A 21,259-nucleotide genomic window follows, 5' to 3' on the forward strand; every position below is an offset into this window, starting at 1 on the left:
ACTATAGCGGAATTCTTTATGACAAGCCGTTGAAACGGCCGGCGGTTTTTGAGAGTTGCGCTTAAGTGGAAAAATGTGTCGTTTTTTGCATTGATTGTCATTTATCGGGATGGCGCATGGGCCGGGAGCCGAGTGGGCGGAGGGGTTGGCATTGGGTTGGCGTTTTAGTTGGCGTTTTGTGGGATCTTGATGCGAGCCTTGCCGGACGGGGATAGCGCCGGGGATGGCGCCGGGGGTTTCAGCGACCGGCTTTTTATTCAGCGTTTTTACCGCTTATCGCCATCCACATTTTTTTAATCATCCGGTTTTAGCGGCAATCTCGCCGGCTCATCCGCAATTTCGAGATCCGAATCGGAAAAGCCTTTTGATCAGCCGCTTTCGCGCCTTCTCGCGCGCCTTATAAAACAGCCGATAAATCGCTTATTAATCAGACGAATAGACGCATAAAACAACGGGTTTCCCCTGCCTGTATTCATACCGCGACGCGCCGTTAACACAGTGAGCGGCAATCCGTCCGCAATCCCCCTGGACCCGTGGCTAAAAGCCATTCCTATCGCTATGACTCTGAACCGAAAACTGGCCTCGATGATCGCCGTGTTGTGGGCCGGCCTGATCCTGATCGGCGGCTTCGGCGCGTGGCAAAACCGCACGTCGATGATCTCGGACCGCCGCGAACAGCTGCGCTCGCTGATCGACCAGGCAAATCACGTCGTCGGACGCTATTACGCGCTCGCGCAACAGCACGCGCTCTCCGAAGAAGACGCGAAAAAACAGGCGCTCGCGACGCTCGCCGCGATGCGCTACGGCAAGGACGGCTACATCTCGATCAACGACTCGCAGCCGGTCATGCTGATGCATCCGTTCAAGACCGAGATGATCGGCAAGAACCTCGCGCAATTCACCGACCCGGACGGCAATCACCTGTTCGTCGATATCGTCAACGCGGGCAATCACGACGGCGGCGGCTTCGTCGATTATCTGTGGGCGAAACCGGGCAGCGAAAAGCCGGTCGCGAAAACCAGCTACTCGATGCGCTTCGCGCCGTGGGACTGGTATCTCGTCACCGGCATGTACATGGACGACGTGCAGAGCGCGTTCTATCGCAACCTGCTGCGCTGGCTCGCGATCACGGTCGCGCTCGGCGCGCTCGCCACGGTCGTGATGCTGCTCGTGCTGCGCAGCATCCGCCGCTCGCTCGGTGGCGATCTCGAAGTGGCCGTCGAACATGCGCGCGTGATGGCGCAAGGCAATCTGGCGGCGCACGTGCACCTCGCGCCGCACGACACCAGCAGCCTGCTGCATGCGCTACGCACGATGCAGGCGGGGCTCGTCGACACGGTCTCGCGGGTGCGCCAGGGCACCGAGAACATCAACGTCGGCGCGAGCGAAATCGCCGCCGGCAATACCGACCTGTCGCAACGCACCGAGGAGCAGGCGGCGGCGCTCGTGCAAACCGCGTCGAGCATGGACCAGATGACGGTCAACGTGAAGCAGAACGCCGACAGCGCGACGCAGGCCGCGCAACTCGCGCACGACGCCGCGAACGTCGCGACGCGCGGCAGCCGCGTAGTCGACGACGTGGTGCGCACGATGGGCGAGATCACCGCAAGCTCGCGGCAGATCGGCGACATCATCGGCGTGATCGATGGCATTGCGTTCCAGACCAACATCCTCGCGCTCAACGCGGCCGTCGAGGCGGCCCGCGCGGGCGAACAGGGACGTGGCTTCGCGGTGGTCGCCGCCGAGGTGCGTAGCCTCGCGCAGCGCTCGGCGACGGCGGCCAAGGAAATCAAGGCGCTGATCGAAACCTCCACCGATACCGTCGAGACCGGCGCCTCGCTGGTCGCCAACGCGGGCGCGACGATGGGCGAGATCGTGCAGTCGGTGCGGCGTGTGAACGAAATTCTCGAGGAGATCAGCCACGCGTCGCGCGAACAGAGCGCCGGCATCGAGCAGGTCAATCGCGCGGTCGGCGAAATGGATCAGGTCACGCAGCAGAACGCGGCGCTGGTCGAGGAAGCCGCGGCGGCCGCGCATTCGCTGAAGGACCAGGTCGGGGTGTTGCGCGACGCGATTGCGAGTTTCGCGTTGCCGGCTTGAGGGTGCGCTGAGCCTTATGCGCGCTCGGTGTAGGTAGGAAACAAGCCTCGCCCGTCAATCGGGCGAGGCGAACAACAGGGGGCATTCCCCCATGCCATCAGGTATTGGTTACTGATAGTCGAGGGTGTTCACGACCTTGGTGATTTTCCAGACGCCATCGAACTTGCGCAAAAACGCGATGTTCGTCTTCTTCTCCCGTGAGCCGAATGTGACCGCAACAATCGCGAGACCATCGACGAACAGGGCAGGACGCGCAACGATATTTTGTGGCAGCCAGTCGTCGTCTGCGTAGTCTTGCACGTTGGTGAAGTAATCGGCGTCTTCGGCAAAGTCGTTGTGACTGTATTCCCTTCGCAATCTATCGACGGTCTTTTTCGAGACGTATTGGTATATCTGATTTTCCAAAAGTGGAAAATTGTCGATTCCGATATTGCGTTTGATATACCAACCGTAAAAATCCTTTGCTGTTGCTTCGGGCGTAGCATGTCTGTCCGCCGAATTCGCAACCGATAACGGCGCGAACATTACGATCAGCAAAGCAGTGATGATAGAGAAGAAAGTGACAAAATTTGGACGGCTCATATGCGCCTAGTCATGACGATAGATTTTGTAGGGCGGTCGTGCATTACGATAGTCCCGACCCGGATAGAAACCGTGTAACTGCCTGAAATCGGAAATCCAGATTTGGCCGTCGTACATTGCCATATGGCCAAAACCATGATTGGGGGTTGCCTGAATAATCACTACGTCGCCCGCCTGTATATCGGAGCCTGAAACCTCGTAAAACCCGGCGTAAATCAACGATGTTCCGTAGTCTTGCGCCGCCCTGGTCCGCATCAGTCTGATGCCGCCGTGCTCGATTGCCATTCGCACATAGGTCGCACATTTTGAGTCACTTGAAAGGCGAGCGTGTGCCTGAAGATAGCGAACTGCTTCTGTTTTGTTCCACTGCATGATGATATGCCCTCGAATAGATGGACATATAGTAATAGTTAAAATACGCATCTCCTTAAAATCTTGACAATTCTCCACGCTATTGTTTTTGCATATAATCGTTTTCGCATATCCTTGTTATTCGGGATAAGCGAAATGCACATTCCCCTTTTTTACTCGCCGCAATAATTCCGCACGCTTCGACTTCCGAACTTTCGCCGGCCGCTCGATTGACCTGTTCGATACCCCGCTCCATTACCCGAGCGAACCGTTTCGATGGCTGCGCTGAGCCGTACACAAACCCGGCATACGTAAAAAAGAAGGCGCTCCACAGGCTGGGAGCGCCTCTTCAACACGCCGCGTCGGAGTCGACGCATCAATCGGACGAGCCAGCCGCGCGGATTTTGCAAATCCGCGCGGCTTTTTATTAGGTATTTTGTTGGCTATTCGCTGCGCCTTGCGGCACCTCAAACCACAGTTCTTTCACAATCCTCGCGTTTGTATTACGTTTTATTTACAATTAGCCGGCAACGGTCCTCGCTGTCCGCCGGCTCGCCGGCCTGCCCAACGCATCCGGCCCGCGCACGCGGCCACTGCCGTTCGGCCGGGCCGCCGCGCCTTCGCCGCCACAGCGGCCCCGGTCGGGCGAGAACCGTGTCCCGTCACGTCCACCACGTCACCACGTCCGCCAGCCGCGCCCATGATCCGCCAGAAAAAAACGCCATCGCACGATCCGTACGCCCCAGCCGCGAAGAATCCGCTGCTCGCCGCGCGTCTACCCGCGTGGCGCTCGAAATTCATCGTGCTGGTCGTGTTCGCCGCGTTCGCCGCGCTCGCGGCGCGCGCGTTCTGGGTGCAGATCGTCAATCAGGACTTCTATGTCGACCAGGGGCAGAAGCGCTATCAGCGCGTCCTCGAACTCGACGCGACGCGCGGGCGGATCGTCGATCGCAACGGTTCCATGCTGGCGGTCAGTCTCGCGACCTACGAAATCTGGGCAACGCCGAAGCTGGTCGAAGACAGCACGATCGCGCCGCTCGCGAAGCTGCTCGATCTGCCGCCCGCGGAGTTGCGCCGGCGCCTGAGCGGCGAGCGCAGCTTCGTGCTGCTCAAGCGCCAGGTCGACGCCGACACCGCCGCGCAACTGTCGCGCCTCGGCCTGACCGGCATCACGCAGATCGCCGATTCGAAGCGCTTTTATCCGGAAGGCGAATCGGCCGCGCACGTGGTCGGCTTCACCGACATCGAGGACAACGGCCAGGAAGGCATCGAACTCGCCGCCAACGAGCAGTTGCTGGGCGTGCCGGGCCAGCGCGAAGTGATCCGCGACCGGCTCGGCCGGGTGGTCTCGGAAACGCGCCCACTCGTGCCCGCGCGCAACGGCGATACGATCCAGCTGACCATCGACCGCCGCATCCAGCAACTCGCGTACGCGCAGCTCAAAACCGCGATCGCACAGCATCGCGCGGAGGCCGGCAGCGTGGTCGTGCTCGATGCGCGCAACGGCGAGATTCTCGCGCTCGCCAACTATCCGAGCTTCGATCCGAACAACCGCACGCGCCTGAGCGGGCGGCAATTGCGCAATCGCGCGGTGATCGACACGTTCGAGCCCGGGTCGACGATCAAGCCGCTCGTCGTCGCGCTGTCGATCGACGAAGGCAAGGTGCGGCCGCAGAGCATCATCGATACCGCGCCCGGCTGGTATCGGATCGGCCCGGCCGTGATTCACGACACCTCGAACCACGGTGCGATGACGGTCGCGGAAGCCGTGCAGAAGTCGAGCAACATCGCGCTCGCCAAGCTCGCGCTGAACCTCCCGGCCGAAACGATCTGGACCAAGTATCAGCAATACGGACTCGGCACCAAGCCCGAGCTGACCTTCCCCGGCGTAGCCGCCGGCAAGGTGCGGCCGTACAAGCGCTGGCGTCCGATCGAACAGGCGACGATGGCGTACGGCTACGGCTTGTCGGTGTCGCTGCTGCAGATCGCGCAGGTCTACACCGCCTATGCGGGCGACGGCGCGATGCAGCGCGTAAGCCTGCTGCGCACCCCGCTCGACGACGACACCACGGACTTGAGCGCGCGCAGCGAGCCGGTCACTCGACCCGCGACCGCGCGCGCGATCCGCAACATGCTGGAGATGGCCACCGGCACGGGCGGCACGGGACGCGCGGCGGCGGTGGAAGGTTATCGGGTCGGCGGCAAGACCGGCACCGCGCGCAAGCAGATCGGCGCGACCTACGCAAAGAACCGCTATCGCGCGCTGTTCGTCGGCATGGCGCCGATGAGCGATCCGCGCCTGATCGTCGCCGTGATGATCGACGACCCGGCCGGCAAGGCGTTCTATGGCGGCACGGTCGCGGGACCGGTGTTCAGCGGCGTGATGGGCGGCGCGTTGCAGTTGCTGGGGGTGCCGCCGGATGCGGCGGGAGTTTGAGGGGATGAGCGGCTGGGTGGACGGCGAGAATGTAACGCGTGGAGACAAGGCAAAGACGTAACACGCGGATTGCACGCACGGCCACGACTCCCAACAACTCTACCGATGCCCGGACCGACCCGTGCACGCGCCTGTCGGCGCTCGCGCTTGCATTCGCTTGCACTCGCTTACACGTATTGACATCCGTTTGCGCAATCATGGCGCTTCTTAAGTTTCGCTTAATTGTTCCCTGCAACTATGTGGCTCATCCCCTGTTGAGCCGCCAGAACATCGGCGGCGCTTTTTCTTGAGGGGGATGTCAAAAACGCGCCGGAAGCGGGTCACGCGCCCGAGAAGAAGAAGGAGGCAAATCATGGTTGAAGAGATGGTATTCGAACACCTGCGTACGATGCCCGGCCATGAATGGGTTCGCCAGATTCATTCCTGCAAGGTCTCCGATCCGCTGCAACCGCCCTGGGGCCGCTCTTACCGGCTCGTCGAATGGACGATGAAGCACACGCCCGAATCGAGCCGCCGCGTCGTTCCCGCCGAAAGTACCCCACTCGAAATTGCTCAGGCCATGGCCTCTCACGTGCCGGGCCGCCGCTTCTGCCAGTCGGCCGACTGAGCGGGACAACCGCCGCGCGCGATCCGCGCGGCTTTTTTATCGCGGCCTTTTATTCGGGCTTCTTCGTGCCTCGCCTATGCCACGTTAATCACGGCATCAATCGCGGCATCAATTGCTTCATCGATCGCGCCGTGACATCGCCTCGCAGTAGTCCAACGCATCGTCCAGCCTGTCGTTACCCCAGAACATCTCATCGCCGACGAAAAACGTCGGCGCACCGAATATTCCTCGTCTGATGGCCGCTTCGGTCTGCTCGCGCAAATGCAGCTTGTTCGCATCGCTCTGCGCGGTCTCGATAATATGCTGCGCGGGTAGATCGAGCGAGCCGAGCGCTTCGCTGACGACTTCGGGCAAACCGATCTCGCGATCGTCGGCGAAATTCAGTTGCATGATCTTGCGGCAATAAGCGCCGATCCACGGCTCGTTCGCCCCGTACAACGCGACGCGCAACGCAAGCAGCGCCGCGCGCGGAAACGTGCTCGGCCGCGTGAGCGCAACGCCGTATTTGCGGCATTGGCGCTCCATATCCTTCCACACGTACGCGCCTTTTTCCTTCTGCAATACGAACGGCGAGTTCTCGAACCCGAGTTGACGAAACACCGGCCCCAGCAGAAACGGACGCCAGACGATCCGCACGTTGCGCGCCGTTGCCAACGCTTCGATGCGCATCATGCTCAGATAGCTGTAGTTGCTGCCGAAATCGAACCAGAACTCGATTGCGCGCGCAGGGGGAAGTGCGTCGTCATTCATGGCCGTCTCCGAATCGGGTGCGAGGTGTGAGGCCGCTCGCAGGCTGGTATTCACGCATGTCCGTTGGTGTCGGTGCAGCGCTATCTTGCAATGCTTAACAATCGCATCAAGCGCTTCTGCCTATGATGGCCCTTTCCGCCTCACCGGTTTGACAGCTACGCCATGAATTATCCGTACGACATGCTCACCGCGACCTGTCTTTTCATCATCGTCGTTTCGTCGCTGATCCTGCTTGCGCTGGCCTGAGGCCACGTCTTCCGCTGTCGCGCTTTTTCCTGCGTTTTCCTGCTTCTCCCGCCCCATCCGTGCCGTGACATCCCGTCGAAAAGACGGACGGTATGATTCTCATTCCCTCCCCGCTCACCGAATTACACCGCTGGTAACTCACGCGCGACGAGCAGACGGTCTTGCCCCCATTCCGGAGATTCAACGGTAACGCTCGACGCGGCTCGAATTGCATAGCGGCGAGAGCCGGCGACAGACACGCCCGCTCCCCGCTTCGACGACTCAGCGCGTCTGCACGGCCACCCGCAGGCCGAGCGAAATGAACAATACGCCGATGAGCTTGTTCTGCCAGCGCGTCAGCCACGTCAGACGCTTCACGAGCTTGCCGAGCGGGCGCATCGTCAGCACCAGCAGCGTTGTGTAAAGCGCGCTCATGCCGACGAAAATCAGCCCGAGCGCCGCGAATTGCAGAAACGTCGAGCCATGGTCGGGGCGCACGAATTGCGGCAGAAATGCGAGGAAAAACAGCGCGGTCTTCGGATTCAGCACTTCGGCGGGAATCGCCTGAAAGAAGGCCTTCGAACCCGACACCGGCGCGACGCTCGGCAGATCCGCACTCGTCTGCTTCGCGCGCAACGCGCGAATGCCCAGATAGACGAGATATGCGGCACCGATGAATTTCACCGCGTTGAAGGCCAGCGCGGACGTCATCAGCAGTGCGGAAAGTCCGACCGCCGCGCCCAGGGTATGGATGAAATCGCCGGCCGCGATGCCGAGGCCAGTGAGAATGCCGGTTTTGCGACCGCCTTGCATCGTGCGCGTCAGCACCAGCAGCACGGCCGGACCCGGGATCAGAAACAGCCCGAACACGACGGCAACGAAAGTCCCCAATGTGGATAGGTCAAGCATGTCGTCTCCTTATGACGCGCTGGATCGATGCCGCCAATGCGGTCGTACACGCGCGTTCAGCGGGTCATTGTAGACGAAGGTGCGGAATGCGATTTGCGCGGGCGTTTTGCGCGTATCCGGCCTTTGGACAGGTCGTCTTGCGTAAAACATGCGCGCCAGTAGAGTCCGCTCATAGCGGCTGTTTTTTGCCGCAAGCAGTCGCCGGCATTGCGCGGACATGACTGCGGGAACCGATATCGGCGCGCCTGTCGTCAGGCTTTGGCCGGCGCGATTTCTCCGCTCCGTGTTTCGCGCAACTCCAGCGCGCGTGTCTGAAAGCGCAGATGCTCTTCGGGCGGCACGAGCGAACCGCCGGTCGTCCAGATGACGTGCGTGGCGTTCGCCGGATCGATCTCGTGCGCGCGCAAATAAGCGCGCCCCCCAGACGACCCGGTCAGCCATTCGGGACCGCCGACGCCCGCCGCCGCGGACGGCTCGAGCTCGATCCCCATCGTTTGCTTAACCCTGAGAAGATCGAGATACAGCTGCTCGTCGCGAACCGTGAACACGCCCGAGAGTTGCGACGCCATCAGCGGACTCACGAACGGCGACGCCTGCCCCACCGCGAGCCCATCGGCCTCGGTCCGGTTATCGAGGCCGATGTCGTAGACGGATAGCGGCTGGTCGGAACCCGAGGCCAGTTGCAACAGCATGCAGGCAGACGCGACCGGCTCGGCGAAGAAGCAATGGACATGCGCTCCGAACAACGATTTGAGGCCATAGGTCAGCCCGCCTGGCGCGCCGCCCACGCCGCACGGCAGATAGACGAAAAGGGGATGCGCCGCGTCGACCTTTCTGCCGGCACGCTCGAGTTGCTGCGCGAGGTAACGCGCACCGGCCGCATAGCCGACGAACAGCGCCCGCGAGTGTTCGTCGTCGACGAAATGACACCGTGGCGTCGTCAGCGCCTGTGTGCGTCCGGCGGCGACCGCACTCGCGTAATCCCCCTCGTGTTCGATCACGCGCACGCCGCGCGCGCGCAGGCGGTCTTTCTTCCACGCTTTCGCATCGGTGGACATGTGGACGACGGCATCGAAGCCGAGCGCGGCCGACAGCACGCCAATGCTGAGACCCAGATTGCCGGTGCTGCCAACCGCGACGGTATGCGTCGCGAAGAGCTCGCGGGCGCACGCCGACGCGAGCAGCCGGCGATCGCCGTCGGGCGTCAGCAAGCCGGCTTCGAGCGCGATCGACTCGGCCAGCGACAGCACCTCGTGAAAACCGCCGCGCGCCTTGATCGAGCCGGCTACCGCCAGCGCATCGTCGCGCTTCAGATACCACGCGCCTTGCTGCCGGAGTGGATCGACCTCTGCCTGCAAGGCGTCCGCGGCGACGAGATCGGATTCGATCCGGCCGCCGGTGCCCGACAATTCGGCGAACAGCATCGCCATCAGCGGTTCGCAGCGTTGCAGCCGCGCGGCACCTTCGGCGAGTTCGGCAGCCGACGGCGCCCCCGCCGGCAACGCCCAGCCCAGCTTCGGATTGAGCCACAGAAGCGGCTCTTTTGCCTTTAATTCGGCTAATAGTTCGGCGGATTGCAGCGAGTTCGGCATTTTGACAAGATTCCTCTGTTTCCTCTATCTGTGTGCGATAGTAAGGAATCGTCGTCGATCAAAATAGCGCGACGTTCTTATCCATCCATTAGCCAGGCTAATCCTTCATGCTCGATTCGCTGATTCTCGGCAGCTTGCGGTGCTTCGAGGCCGCGGCACGTCTGCTCAGCTTTACCAAGGCGGCCCAGTCGCTAAATCTGACGCAAAGCGCCGTCAGCCAGCAGATCCGCAATCTCGAATCCAGACTGGGCTACCCGCTGTTCCTGCGGCAGTCGCGCGGACTCGTGCTGACCGCGAAGGGCAAGATCCTGTTCGATTCGACGACGCGGGCGTTCGCCGACATCGACACCACACTGCGCCGTCTCGCGCCCACGGACACGCCGCTTCATCTGAGCTGCCTGCCGTCGTTCGCGCTGCAATGGCTGATGCCGCGCCTGACCGAATTTCATCGTCAGCAGCCGGAGGTTGCCGTGCGCCTCGAAGCCGAATTCCAGACGCTCGACGAACAGGCAATGGAAGCGTTCGATATCGACGTCGCCGTGCGCTACGATCCCGTCGAATACACGCATCTCCACACCGAGGTTCTGCTCGACGAGTATCTGCTCGCGGTTGCCACGCCCGAATATCTCGCCGCGCATCCGGATTTCGCGGCGGGCGTGTCGCTCGACGGCGTCGTGCTGCTCCACGATGCGACACCGTGGATCGGCGCGTCGTCGTTCGTTGAATGGCGCACCTGGCTCGAAGCGCACAAGCCGGCATGGCTGGCCGGTCTGGAAGGCCCGCAATTCAATCTGTCGAGCCTCGCGATCAGCGCCGCCCTCAATCACCAGGGCGTCGCGATGGGCCGCGGCGCACTGGTGTACAACGAACTGAAGAGCGGACGGCTCGTCGATGTGTTCGGCAAACAGGTGATCGCGCCGGCCCGATATGTCATGCTCTCGCGTCGCCCGGACGATCGCCGGGTCGCCATTTTCTCGGCATGGCTCAAAGCGGAGTGCGCGCACTTCGACAGCGCGCGCCGACAACTGCTGCAGCCGGCGGCCTGCTCGCATGAATAATTGTTTAGCCGACAAGCTGCACAGATACGAACTAACCCACTGATTTTCCGCATCGAGCGACCAACACGAACGTGAGTCACACCCTTTCCACCCCCGTCTCTTCCGAACTCGAGATCCGCAAAAGCCGCTTCATCGCGCACGCGATTCCGGTCGCCGATCGCGACGCCGCGATGCTCGAATTGCAGCGTCTGCGCACTGAACATCCGGGCGCGACGCACGTCTGCTGGGCGCTGCTCGCGGGCGGCCAATCCGGCATGTCCGACGATGGCGAGCCGTCTGGCACCGCGGGCCGCCCGATTCTCGAAGTGCTGCGCCATCACGATCTGGACGGCGTGCTCGCGGCCGTGGTGCGCTACTACGGCGGCGTGAAGCTCGGTGCGGGCGGCCTCGTGCGCGCCTACACCGATGCGATCGCGTCGGCGCTGCTCGACGCGCCACGCGTCGAGCGGATCGCGCAGGTTTCGCTGGGCGTCGAAGTCGGTTATGCCGACGAAGCCAGAGTACGCCGCTGGGTGGATGCCGAAGGCTACGTGCTGGTGGACAGCGCCCACGGCATGCTGGTGAAGATGACGATGCGCCTGCCCGCCACCGCGCTCGATGCCGCGAAACGCACGCTCACCGATATGACGCAGGGAAAAGCGGGCTTCTTCTGATGGCCGCACCGCTTTTTAGCGGCTCTCGTTCTCGCGTTGCACCGCGAAACTCCGGCAAAAAAACGCCCCAATACATGGGCGCGATGCATCTAACCCGTTTTCACATTGCTCTCATGCGCGGCGATCAAACTGATGCACCCGCGCGGATCATGCAAGCTTTGCGGCGGCCGTTTTGGGAGTACTGCTGATATCGGCCGTCAAGCCAGCCAGCTATGATGGACCGCCCAGCCGGCACGATGCGCGCCAACGCGCAGCCCATCGTCCGAAGCGCGGAGGGGAGCAAGTGCGGTTCGAAGTGGACCGGCCCGGATCGCTGCTAACATGCTGTTCCTCAGGACAACTCCATTAAAAGGGCAACTCCTCTGACCTCGACCGCCGCTTTCTTTCGCATGGCCGCCGCACGCTCGCCGTTGAGATCTCTCGTGCTCAGAGGCTGCGGCGCCGTGGCGCTGCCGCTGCTGTTGTCCGCCTGCTCGTGGTCCTGGTTTGGCCTGAACAGCAGCGCCGCCGCGCCGCACGCGAAGACCCACGGCACCGGTTCGCTCAGCGTGGCCTCCGCGCGCGAATTCGTCTATCTGCCCGCGCGCGACGGCCATGTTTCGCCGAACCGTATCGAGAACACCGCGATGACCGGCATCGTGATGAAGGACGACATCAACCAGATCGTGCGCAACAGCGTCGCGACCAGCCTGCGGGTAGCCGGCTTCCGGCTCGACGACAACCGGCGTGTACTCAGCGGCAGTATCGAAACGTTTACGGTGGACGACACGCGCTCGCCCGCGCTGTGGATACTGAAGATGCGCTACGTGGTCACCGATGCCGCGACGCGCAAGGTGATGTTCTCGACCACCCGCACCGTGAAGCAGAAGTCACCGAAATTCACCAGCAGCACGATCGCCATCGAAGACACGGTCAAGGCAAACGTCGACACCCTGATCGGCGACCCCGGCTTCATCAAGGCAGTGAACTGAACGCGCGAGCGCCGGCACGCGGCGCGAGTTCGCTACAATCCGGCTAATCGCCGCGCGCGATCCGCCGCGCGCCGCCCCGTCATCTCCCGTTCAGAGTGCGAGCCGTCATGTCCCTTGCCGCCTGGCTGTTCTTTTTGCCCGCCTGTTTCGCCATCAATCTCGCGCCCGGGCCCAACAACCTGCTGTCGATCAACGTGGCCGCGCGTCACGGCTTCGTCAAGGCATTCATCGGCGGGACTGGCCGGCTGCTGGCGTTCGCGCTGATGCTCGCGCTCGCCGCCACCGGTCTCGCCGTCGTGCTGCACGCCTCGGAGTGGGTCTTTCTCACGATCAAGGTCGCCGGCGCCGCCTATCTGATCTGGCTGGCCATCCAGTTGTGGCGCAGCGACGCGCCGACCATCGACACGTCGCAAGGGCAAGCGCAGGACGCCGCGCTTATGCGCCTCGCGCGTCAGGAATTTTTCGTGGCCGCCGGCAACCCGAAAGCGATTCTGGTGTTCACCGCGTTCCTGCCGCAATTCGTCGACGTCGCGCGGCCGATCCTGCCGCAATTCGCGGCACTCGGCGCGAGCTTTCTGATTCTCGAATGGGTCGCGATTGCGCTGTATTCGTGGGCCGGCATGTATCTCGGCAAGTGGCTCGTGCGCGCGAAGGTCCGCCGCTATTTCAATCGCTGCTGCGGCGGCTTTCTGGCAGCGATCGGCGTGAGCTTCCTGTTGGTGCGGCGCGGATAATCGTTGGGATTCCAGATGAAACGGATCATGCGCAACATAGCGACCGCGTTCGCTTTCGTAGCCGGCGAAATCCTGGTGGTGCTGATGCTCTGCGTCGCGCTGGTCTGCAAGCTGACCGCACGCATCGGCGAATCCGGCAGATCGCGGCCGCCGCGCTAGGACTCGATCAGCGCCCCTGCAATGCCGTCGATGCCGCGTCGAGCGCACGCTTCGCCGTGCCGGCTCCATCGACAAGACCGAAGTTGCGCTCGCGGGCATTCTTCGCACTCGTCGTGTCCTGCCATTCGTAGATCGAGATCAGCGGCGTCTCGATCGAATTGCGCTTCGCCAGAAACGCGCCGGTACGCTCGGCCTGTCCATCGACACCCGCGCGGCTTCCCGACGACACGCCCCACTCCGTGATCAACGCAGGCAGGCCGTATTGCGCGCGGATGTAGCGGGCAGCCTGCTGAATCTGCTGCGCGCTCATTCCATACGCGTGGTACGACACGGCGTCGAGGCAATGGGTCGAATTCGGCTGCACGCTGCGCAACAGCTTGTCCGGTAGTGTCCCCGCGACGGGTGCCCTGGAGAAGCCGAACCCGATGACCGGCACCGCTGCGTGATTCGCCTTGAGTCCCGCGCAGACGGCGTTCATATAAACCGGAAACGTCTTCTCGACCTGGCCCGTCGGCCAATAGGTCGACAGATCAGGTTCATTCCAGAGTTCGAGCGCGAGCATATCCGAGCCGTACGCGCGGGTCAGTTCGTTCACGGTCCGGACCAGTTGATCCGCGGCGCTGCGCAACGTTGCATCATCGGCGGCGGCATGGGCTGCGTGATCCGACAGCGGTCGTGTCGAACGCACGGTCAGCAGAACCGGCAAGCCCGCGGAGCGGGCCGTCGTGAATGCATGGGCGACCTGCGCGCGGTAGTTCGCGGACTGCATCGCGTCGACCCACACGCCGAACCGGACGAAGCTGAATCCCGCCACCTTGATGCGCGTCGCCGACTCGCTATCGAAGCGCTCGACCTTGACCTGCGTGCCGATCCTCGCCGATCCGCTATCGGCCGTCCATTGCTGGAATTCCTGCGCGTGAGCGGCGCCGATCGCACAAAACATCGCTGCGGCAACGAGGCTTTTTTTCAGTCGCTTCGGAAATGCATTCATAGGGATTTATGGCTTCGGATGAACATGCAATTCGGTCGGCAAGCGCCGCGCCATGGCAGGTGACGATGCACTGCCCGAGCGTGCCGCGAGATAGCTGAGTCGCCACGCGCAAAACAGCGCGACGCTCGACAGATGTCGGACATAGCTGCCGAGATCCGGTTCGAACAGCATCGACACAGCGATGTGCCCGATCACCAGGCAGGCGAGCAGATTGACGGAGGTCGCGCGGACATTCGCCAGCGTCGCCCGATCCGGCAGTTGGCAGAACACGGAGCCCAGCATGACCCAGACGAGCGCGAGCATCACGAACTCCTTGGGCCCCGGAAAAAACAGCACCGGCACATTGAGCTTCAGCACCGCGTACACGTAATCGGCGCAGAACGCCCAGAACGATGCCGGTTCGACCAGGTTGTAGAAGCTCGTGCGCGCACCGTACGGCGAGCCCGCCACCAGATAATCGACGGCCATGTCGCGCGGATGCATCAACGCGAGATAGCCCTTGTCCGGCAGAACGACGAGCACCAGCAGTATCGCGACGAGCAGCACGACCTTGCGCCGCAACGAGCCGGTCCGATAGAACCACGCGCCCGCCGCGATCGCCAGAATCAGCGCGAAGTAAATCCGCACTGTGGCCGCGTAGCCGGCATAGAACGCTATCGCCGCAATCGCGACGTACCACGCGTTGCGTTTTCGCGCGATCACCACGAGCGCGATCGACATCAGCACGACCAGCGTGTCCTTGCTCGCGACGAACAGATTGAAGAACAGGCACGGCGCAAGCAGCACGGCATTCACGAGCAGACTGCCGAAGCGCTTCGACAAGCCGATCATCATCCAGATGAACGCGATGCCGATGGCGAGCACGAACAGCTTGCTGCCGGTATCGCCGAGCGACGCATAAAACTTCGCGACGGCGTCGAACGAGGTGTCCTGATACGTGCTCGAACCGCCGACCTGCGACTGGATCTTGTCGGAGTCGCGAAACACGAACTCCGGCAGAAAGGTGCTGGCCTTCCAGTACAGCACCGTGTACAGGAAAACCGCGAGACTCGCGAACAGGCGCACCGCCCCCTTGCTCAGGCCCGGACCGGCGTTCAGCATCCCAATCAACGTTTTACGAAGCACCGATCGCCTCCTCGTCGCGCACCGTGCTCGTGGCCACCGCGCGAGTGCGTATCGTGTTGCGCACCACGATAGCGGCGAGGATCGCGACGATGCCGACGCTCGCGCTCAGATGCGCGAGCGCCGCGCCGATCTCGTCCAGCCGGTTGATCAACGCCCATTCGAGCGGCATGCACGCGGCGGCCACGCAGAACATCGCGAGCGCCACCCGTTTGCCGACGCGCAACGCAATCGCGGCGGCCCAATACACATCGGAAATCGATCGGAGCACGAACGACACCAGCAGGATCAGCAGCATGCCGAGTTCGAGGCGACCGGACGGCTCGTGCGCGAGATGGAAGATCGGTTGATGCACCAGCAGAATCGCGACGGCCGCGAGCAGCGTAATGCCGATGCTGGCCAGCAGCGAACGCCGCAACGTCGCGCCGAAAACGCGCCCGTCGGCGCTCAGCGCGCGAACCAGACGCGGCCCCGCCGTCACGACGATCGTCGCGTACGCAATGGTCTGGATCGAACTCGAAATCGACCACGCGAACACGTAACGCCCGAGCGCGTAGCTGGAAAACACCTGACTCGCCAGAAAACGCTCGCCGTATTGCAGACCGGAAAGCAAGGTCGCCGCAAAGAAGAACGGCAAGCCTTCGATCCACACCGAGCGAAAACCGCTGTCGCTTTGCTCCACCGCCACATGGCGCTCCGCTTTCAACTCACGGTTTCGTCGCGACATGCATGCGTACGCGGCGATCGATGCGAGCACGTTCGTGCCGCACCACAGTGCGAAGATCGTCTCGACAGAGCGAACCACGCCCGCGAGCAAACCGACGATCGCCACGGCCGCCCAGCCGCCCGTGCGGATAAACAGCAGCACGGCCCCCGCGCGCGGCCGATGCAGCGAAAACACGTACGAGGTCGTCTCGAGCCCCGCGTGCTCCGAAAAGGCCACCAGCATCACGCCCCACAGAATGCCCGGCGCGATCCGGCTGAACGAATCGAACAGCGCCGCGTGATACACGAGCACCACCCCAATCGCGATCGCCACGTAGACGACGCCGTACAGCAGCAACAGGCGACGCGCGTCGTGAATCGCGCGCAGCGGATGCTCCGCGCTCAGACGCCGGTTGATTTCGGTGCTGAAGCCGAGACCGAGCAATTTCGACGACACCACCGACAGCGCCAGCGCGAGCCCGTAATCGGCGACCGCCGAAAAGCCGAGCGTACGCGCGACGATGATCGTCAGAACGAATTTCAGCGCCAGCGCCGCGATGCGAAAACCGAGGCGAACGAGCAGTTGCATGAGCGCGCCCTGCTATACGCCGCGAGCGTCGCGCAGCGCGGCGACGATCTCGTCGCGGCTCGCGCGGATCCGCTCGCAGGCCCGCGCGGTATTGGCCCAGAATGCCGGAATCGCATCGGCCGCGAGTATCGTGGCCATCGCCCGGTCGGGGTCGAAATCCGCCGCGTTGGCTACCCACTCGTTCAGACCGAGGTCTCCGTAAGCGCCGAAGCCCTTGCGCTCGTAGCTCAGGTGATACGCGGGCACGCCGCTCAGAATCGATTCGAGCGCGCCATGCAGCCGCACCGACACGACCACGTCGGGCCGGTCCGTCGCGAGCAATTCCTTCAGCGGCACCAGCTCGTCCTGAATGCCGATGCTGCGGTAATACGCGAGATCGTCGTTGCCGCGACCCGTGCTTTGCACCGCGAAGCTGATCCGGCAAGTTTCGCCGAGCTGGCGAATCAGCTTGCGGGTCGATGCTTCGTAACGCTGGCGCTGTAGTGCCGTCCAGCTCGGCGCCTTGCGTAGCACGAAGGCCACGTGCCGTACCTTTGCGTCGACATTGCGCGCGTCGTCGATGAGCTGCGCGCTGCGTCGCTCGAAATCGAGCACCGCGAGATCGGGCGCGCGACGGGTATTGGCGTTGCGCGCGAGAAATGCCGCCGAGCGATCGTCGCGTACGAACACCGCGGCAAACGACCCGAGCATCCGCGCCAGATGCGAATGCAACGGTTCAGCCGGCATCGCGGGACCGATGCTTTGCGGCAGATAAACGGCCGGCTTGCCCGCGCGGACCGCCACGCGCATCTGCAGCAGATGCCCTGCTTCGAGCTTCAATGCCTCGGTCGCGTTACGCGCCCGCAAATAGCCGCCGCCGACGCCGACCACGAGGTCTGCCTGGGCGATAAGCCGCGACAGTCCGCGCAATCCGCCATTCAGCTCGACGGGCAGCAGCGCGCCAGCCGCGCCGCACACCCGCGCCAGACCGCTCTTCGCGAGCACCGGCGCGGCAATCACATCGTCATACTGAGCAAATGAGCCGGGATCGGCGGCGACGATCGACACCTTCGTCGCGTCGCCGAACGCGCGCTTGAGCAGATCGACGGAAAGATCGACGAGCAGACCGTCGCCGGAGTTCTTCGAGCTATACGCATGCAGAAGCACCACGTGGGTGGGCTGCGTCATCGGGAGACCTCCTCGATCAGTTGCCGGTAGAGATGCGCGGTCTTGTCGACCATCACGGTGGCGGAGAAGCGCTCGGCGGTGCGCTCGCAGTTGCCTCTCAAGCGCTTGCGCAAGCCGGCATCGCGCACCACCGCTTCGAGCGCGTCCGCGAACAGCGTGACGTCGTCTTCGTTCGGCACGACGTAGCCGATCTCTTCGTCGTCGATCAGCTCGGCCGCGCCGGACACGCGTGTCGACACGATCGGCACGCCGGCCGACATCGCTTCGAGAACGACATAGGGAAAGCCTTCGTAACGGCTCGGCAGCGCGAACACGTCGAATGCGGAGAAATAGCGGCGCGCGTCCGGAATCGGGCCGAGCACGCGCAGGTTGGCCGGCATGCTGCGATCATTCAGCGCTGCCGCGGCGACGAAATCGCCCGGGCCCATCACCGCGAACACGACGTCGCGAATGCCGCGCTCGAGCAGCGCTTGCGCGACTCGCGCGAGTCGATCGACGCCCTTCTGAAAATCGAGCCGCCCGACGAATCCGACCACCACCGCGTCGGTCGGCAACTCCAGCGCCGCCCGCGCATCCGCGCGCGGCACCAGCCGCGGCGTCGGCACGCCGTTGAAAATCGTGGCGATGCGCGCCGCGCCGATATGCAAGGCCTGCTGCAAATGCTGCGCTTCGTCGATCGATACCGCGATGATGCGATCGCTGCGAAAGCGGCCGAGCAGACCTTCGATCAGTCCATAGAAACGCTTTTGCGCATTCGACAGATAAGGATTGAGCGTATAGACCGCATGCGGCGTATAGACCTGCTTCCACGGCCCGAAACACAGCCGGGCCAGTGCGCCCGCTTTCGAGCTATGACTGTGCACGATATCCGGCTGGATCCGCTGCAAAGACCGGAACAGCTGCGCAAAGGCAAAAACGTCCGATGCACCGACCGAGCGCTGCATCGAGATACGCTGAACCGAATCGCACTGCGCGAGCACGTCTTCGCCGATGATCACGTGATCAAAACGCTTGCCCAGCGGCACGATCAGATGAATCTCGAAGTCGCCGAGCTTGCGCAAGCCGCGCACCAGATCGGCGATATGCACCGCGACGCCGCCGCCCGCCGCTTCGACGACGAGCGCGATCCGCAGCACCCGCGCCGGTATCTCGACGCGCACCTGCGGCCTGAGCGCACGCCGTTCTTCGCTCGCCGCGTGCGGCCCGCTGGCCGCGTCGACCGTGTCGGCCACCCTGGTTTGCATCATCGCCTCCGCCTAACGCGCGCCATCAGTTGACGCCAGCAATTGCTCGTACCGCCGCACGGTTCGCCGTAGCTGTACTGCACGAATCGATACGTGCCGTTCTTGCGGCCATACGAACGCAGCGCCGACTTCGGATCGATGCCGTTCAGAATCGCGCCGGTGACGGTGCACCCGGCCTGCGCGAGTCGCCGCACGCATTCCGCGAGATCGGCCGCGCGCGTCAGGCCGGCACGCGCGACCAGCATCACCGTCGCGCAATGCTCCGAGAGCATCACCGCATCGGTCACCGCCAGCACCGGCGGCGAGTCGACCAGCACCACGTCGTAGTCGCGCGACGCCGCTTCGAGCAGCTCGGCCACGCGGCCATGCAGCAGCAGTTCCGCGGCATTCGGCGGCAACGAGCCGGTGGAAACGAAGTCGAGATTCGGCACCACGTCGCGCTGGATCACCTGCTCGCGCGACACCGTACCGACGATGAAGTCCGCGAGTCCGCGCTCGCGCTGCTTGCCGAAATACCGGTTCAGCGAGCCGCGCCGGAGGTCGGCGTCGATCAGCAGCACGCGTTTGCCACCGCTCGCGAGCAGGGTCGCGAAATTGGCGGAGACGAAGGACTTGCCGACGCCGGGTGTCGTACCCGTCATCAGGATCACCTTGTTCCTCGCGTTCGACATCGCGAACTGGAGTGCCGTGCGCAGACTGCGCAGGCTTTCCACCGCAGCTTCGCCGGGCTGCGCCAGCGCGAGCAGACGCAGCCCGGCGGCGGCGTCGCCGGCACTGCGATCCATCAGTTGTTGCTGGCGTGATTCGGGAATCAGCGCGTACACGTGCAAGCCGGCCTGCCGCTCGATTTCCTCCGCCTCCGAGATGCCCGCGAACAGGAAGCTGTGCGTCACCGCAAAGCCGATGCCGAGCAACAGGCCGAGCAATGCGCCCGCGGCGATCGTCACCGGCCGGTTCGGAAACGCGACGTCTTCCGGAACCACCGCGGAATCGACCACGCGCACGGTGCCGGTCTTGCCCGCCTTGACCAGCCTCAGCTGCTGCACGTTATTGAGCAGCGCCGTATAGAGATCGGTATCGACCTTGACGTCGAGCATCATGCGCACGGCATCCTGCTGCATGTCGGGCAAGCGCTTGATCTGTTGGTCGAAGCTGCCTTGCTGCACGCGCAGCGTCGCGATCTGCGCGTCGAGCGCGACCACCTCCGGATGCGCACTGGTAAAGCGCGATGCCAGTTCGTCGCGCTTCTGACGCAATTCGAGCATGCGTGTCTTCGCGTCCGCGGTCTGCTGGAGCGCGAGCTTGGCTTCCTCGGAAAGATCGACCGAACCCTGCTTGTCGCGCAGCTTCGTGTAGCGCACCTGGGCGTCTTCGAGCTGGCTTTTCAGCTGCGGAATCTGCGTGTCGAGAAACGCCAGCGATTGCGCCGCCTCGGCCGCCTTGCGCTCGACGTTCTGCTTCACGTAATAGCGGCCGACCGCCTGCAGCTGGTCGCGTACCCTGATCGGGTCGAGCCCCTTCAGCGTCGCGATGAGCAGGCCCGAAGACTTGATCTTCTCCTCGATGTCGAGCCCTTTCTGCATGTCCGTGATCGCATCGAGCCTCGAATTACGGACCAGTTTGAATTTCGTGCCGGGCGCCGCGTCGATCGACTTCACGAGCAGGGTGATCGGGCCATAGCCCGTCTCGAACACGGCCTGCTCGCCGATCCTGCCGGTGACCGGATGATCGAGATCCCAGCCCGCGAGACGATAACGGTGATCGGGCAACACGGTCAGCGAGAAGTTGTCGCCTTCCACGCGCTTCGGCACGTCGAACTGCACGACGTTGGCGCTCTCGGTTCCCCACGCCCAACCGCCGATGCCCAGGATGCCCGGCCGCATGGGCGTATCGTTGAAGCGCGAAATGAAGTCGCCCAGCAGCGGAAAGCGGCTCGGCCGCACGACGATATAGCTACGCAGTTCATCGACGACGCTCGTCACCACCAGCCGCGACGCCATGATCTGCTGCTCCGCCGAGGTCGGCGAGTTGTAGTCGAACAGCGACGACACGTCGCCAAGCAGACTCTGCGCCGATGCCATGCCGCTGCCGTCTTCGACCTGAATCGAAATATCGGCCTGGTAGCGGGGTGGAAACAGGAAGGCGAAGGCGGTCGCGAGCACCAGGCAGGCGACGAAGATCTTCAGGATGATCCATCGATAGTCGACGAAGATGTCGATCAGTCGGACCAGATCGATCTCGTCGTCATCGGATTTGAGCGCCTCGTTTTCAGGCGATTGCAGCGATTTCATCATAGACCATCGGTTTGTTTCG

General features: G+C 63.1%; 19 protein-coding genes. 8 read left to right on the forward strand and 11 right to left on the reverse strand.

Going from position 1 to position 21,259, the window contains the following annotated elements; translation table 11 throughout:
• Positions 1-558: 558 nt before the first annotated feature.
• Complete coding sequence (locus HHL14_RS05405) at positions 559-2,100, forward strand: methyl-accepting chemotaxis protein (protein WP_169496540.1); 1,542 nt, start codon at positions 559-561, stop codon at positions 2,098-2,100.
• A gap of 108 nt (positions 2,101-2,208) precedes the next feature.
• On the opposite strand, the gene HHL14_RS05410 is transcribed toward HHL14_RS05405, so the two are convergent.
• Positions 2,209-2,682 carry a DUF3828 domain-containing protein gene (locus HHL14_RS05410; protein ID WP_169496541.1) on the reverse strand — a complete coding sequence of 158 codons (474 nt, stop codon included), beginning with the start codon at positions 2,680-2,682 and terminating at the stop codon, positions 2,209-2,211.
• 6 nt (positions 2,683-2,688) lie between these two features.
• Entirely contained in the window at positions 2,689-3,054 is a 366-nt protein-coding gene (locus HHL14_RS05415) for an NlpC/P60 family protein (protein ID WP_169496542.1), read from the reverse strand.
• Between the two features lie 679 nt (positions 3,055-3,733).
• On the opposite strand from HHL14_RS05415, the gene HHL14_RS05420 reads away from it, so the two are divergent.
• Both HHL14_RS05420 and HHL14_RS05425 read left to right on the forward strand, forming a co-directional pair.
• On the forward strand, positions 3,734-5,470 hold the full coding sequence (locus tag HHL14_RS05420; protein WP_169496543.1) for a peptidoglycan D,D-transpeptidase FtsI family protein: 1,737 nt from the start codon (positions 3,734-3,736) through the stop codon (positions 5,468-5,470).
• 352 nt (positions 5,471-5,822) lie between these two features.
• Positions 5,823-6,077 (forward strand): DUF2866 domain-containing protein, encoded by a 255-nt coding sequence (locus HHL14_RS05425; protein WP_169496544.1) that lies wholly within the window; start codon positions 5,823-5,825, stop codon positions 6,075-6,077.
• A 117-nt stretch (positions 6,078-6,194) separates the two neighbouring features.
• On the opposite strand, the gene HHL14_RS05430 is transcribed toward HHL14_RS05425, so the two are convergent.
• From HHL14_RS05430 to HHL14_RS05440, 3 genes are all read right to left on the reverse strand, one after another.
• Positions 6,195-6,827: a 2-hydroxychromene-2-carboxylate isomerase gene (locus HHL14_RS05430; protein WP_169496545.1), complete on the reverse strand. Its 633-nt coding sequence runs from the start codon at positions 6,825-6,827 to the stop codon at positions 6,195-6,197.
• A gap of 507 nt (positions 6,828-7,334) precedes the next feature.
• Positions 7,335-7,961: a LysE family translocator gene (locus tag HHL14_RS05435; protein WP_169496546.1), complete on the reverse strand. Its 627-nt coding sequence runs from the start codon at positions 7,959-7,961 to the stop codon at positions 7,335-7,337.
• Positions 7,962-8,212: 251 nt separating this feature from the next.
• Entirely contained in the window at positions 8,213-9,553 is a 1,341-nt protein-coding gene (locus HHL14_RS05440; RefSeq protein ID WP_169496547.1) for a D-serine ammonia-lyase, read from the reverse strand.
• 107 nt (positions 9,554-9,660) lie between these two features.
• Between HHL14_RS05440 and HHL14_RS05445 the strand changes: the two genes are divergently transcribed.
• The 5 genes from HHL14_RS05445 (at position 9,661) to HHL14_RS05465 (ending at position 13,128) form a co-directional block, all read left to right on the forward strand.
• Positions 9,661-10,611 carry a LysR family transcriptional regulator gene (locus HHL14_RS05445; RefSeq protein ID WP_169496548.1) on the forward strand — a complete coding sequence of 317 codons (951 nt, stop codon included), beginning with the start codon at positions 9,661-9,663 and terminating at the stop codon, positions 10,609-10,611.
• A gap of 71 nt (positions 10,612-10,682) precedes the next feature.
• Positions 10,683-11,264: an IMPACT family protein gene (locus HHL14_RS05450; protein ID WP_169496549.1), complete on the forward strand. Its 582-nt coding sequence runs from the start codon at positions 10,683-10,685 to the stop codon at positions 11,262-11,264.
• A gap of 389 nt (positions 11,265-11,653) precedes the next feature.
• On the forward strand, positions 11,654-12,235 hold the full coding sequence (locus HHL14_RS05455) for a hypothetical protein (protein WP_169496550.1): 582 nt from the start codon (positions 11,654-11,656) through the stop codon (positions 12,233-12,235).
• 107 nt (positions 12,236-12,342) lie between these two features.
• Complete coding sequence (locus HHL14_RS05460; RefSeq protein ID WP_169496551.1) at positions 12,343-12,969, forward strand: LysE family translocator; 627 nt, start codon at positions 12,343-12,345, stop codon at positions 12,967-12,969.
• A 15-nt stretch (positions 12,970-12,984) separates the two neighbouring features.
• Positions 12,985-13,128: a hypothetical protein gene (locus tag HHL14_RS05465; protein WP_169496552.1), complete on the forward strand. Its 144-nt coding sequence runs from the start codon at positions 12,985-12,987 to the stop codon at positions 13,126-13,128.
• Between the two features lie 7 nt (positions 13,129-13,135).
• Here HHL14_RS05465 and HHL14_RS05470 read toward each other — a convergent pair whose 3' ends face one another.
• From HHL14_RS05470 to HHL14_RS05495, 6 genes are read right to left on the reverse strand one after another with little or no spacing between them, the layout of a single operon-like run.
• Positions 13,136-14,119 carry a cellulase family glycosylhydrolase gene (locus tag HHL14_RS05470; RefSeq protein WP_230412927.1) on the reverse strand — a complete coding sequence of 328 codons (984 nt, stop codon included), beginning with the start codon at positions 14,117-14,119 and terminating at the stop codon, positions 13,136-13,138.
• Between the two features lie 6 nt (positions 14,120-14,125).
• Complete coding sequence (locus HHL14_RS05475; protein ID WP_329601613.1) at positions 14,126-15,244, reverse strand: 6TM ABC transporter family protein; 1,119 nt, start codon at positions 15,242-15,244, stop codon at positions 14,126-14,128.
• The gene (locus tag HHL14_RS05480) at positions 15,234-16,535 is read right to left on the reverse strand and encodes a lipopolysaccharide biosynthesis protein (RefSeq protein ID WP_206002211.1); all 1,302 of its coding nucleotides are present in this window, start codon (positions 16,533-16,535) and stop codon (positions 15,234-15,236) included. The genes HHL14_RS05475 and HHL14_RS05480 overlap by 11 nt, the downstream gene beginning before the upstream one ends.
• A 12-nt stretch (positions 16,536-16,547) precedes the next feature.
• Entirely contained in the window at positions 16,548-17,702 is a 1,155-nt protein-coding gene (locus tag HHL14_RS05485) for a polysaccharide pyruvyl transferase family protein (RefSeq protein ID WP_169496554.1), read from the reverse strand.
• Positions 17,699-18,949, reverse strand: a complete 1,251-nt coding sequence (locus HHL14_RS05490; RefSeq protein ID WP_230412928.1) for a glycosyltransferase family 4 protein — start codon at positions 18,947-18,949, stop codon at positions 17,699-17,701. The genes HHL14_RS05485 and HHL14_RS05490 overlap by 4 nt, the downstream gene beginning before the upstream one ends.
• The gene (locus tag HHL14_RS05495; RefSeq protein ID WP_329601614.1) at positions 18,946-21,240 is read right to left on the reverse strand and encodes a polysaccharide biosynthesis tyrosine autokinase; all 2,295 of its coding nucleotides are present in this window, start codon (positions 21,238-21,240) and stop codon (positions 18,946-18,948) included. Before HHL14_RS05495 ends, HHL14_RS05490 begins: the two co-directional genes overlap by 4 nt.
• Between the last annotated feature and the right edge of the window lie 19 nt (positions 21,241-21,259).

The organism is Paraburkholderia antibiotica (genome assembly GCF_012927125.1).
GTDB classification, from domain to species: Bacteria; Pseudomonadota; Gammaproteobacteria; order Burkholderiales; family Burkholderiaceae; genus Paraburkholderia; species Paraburkholderia antibiotica.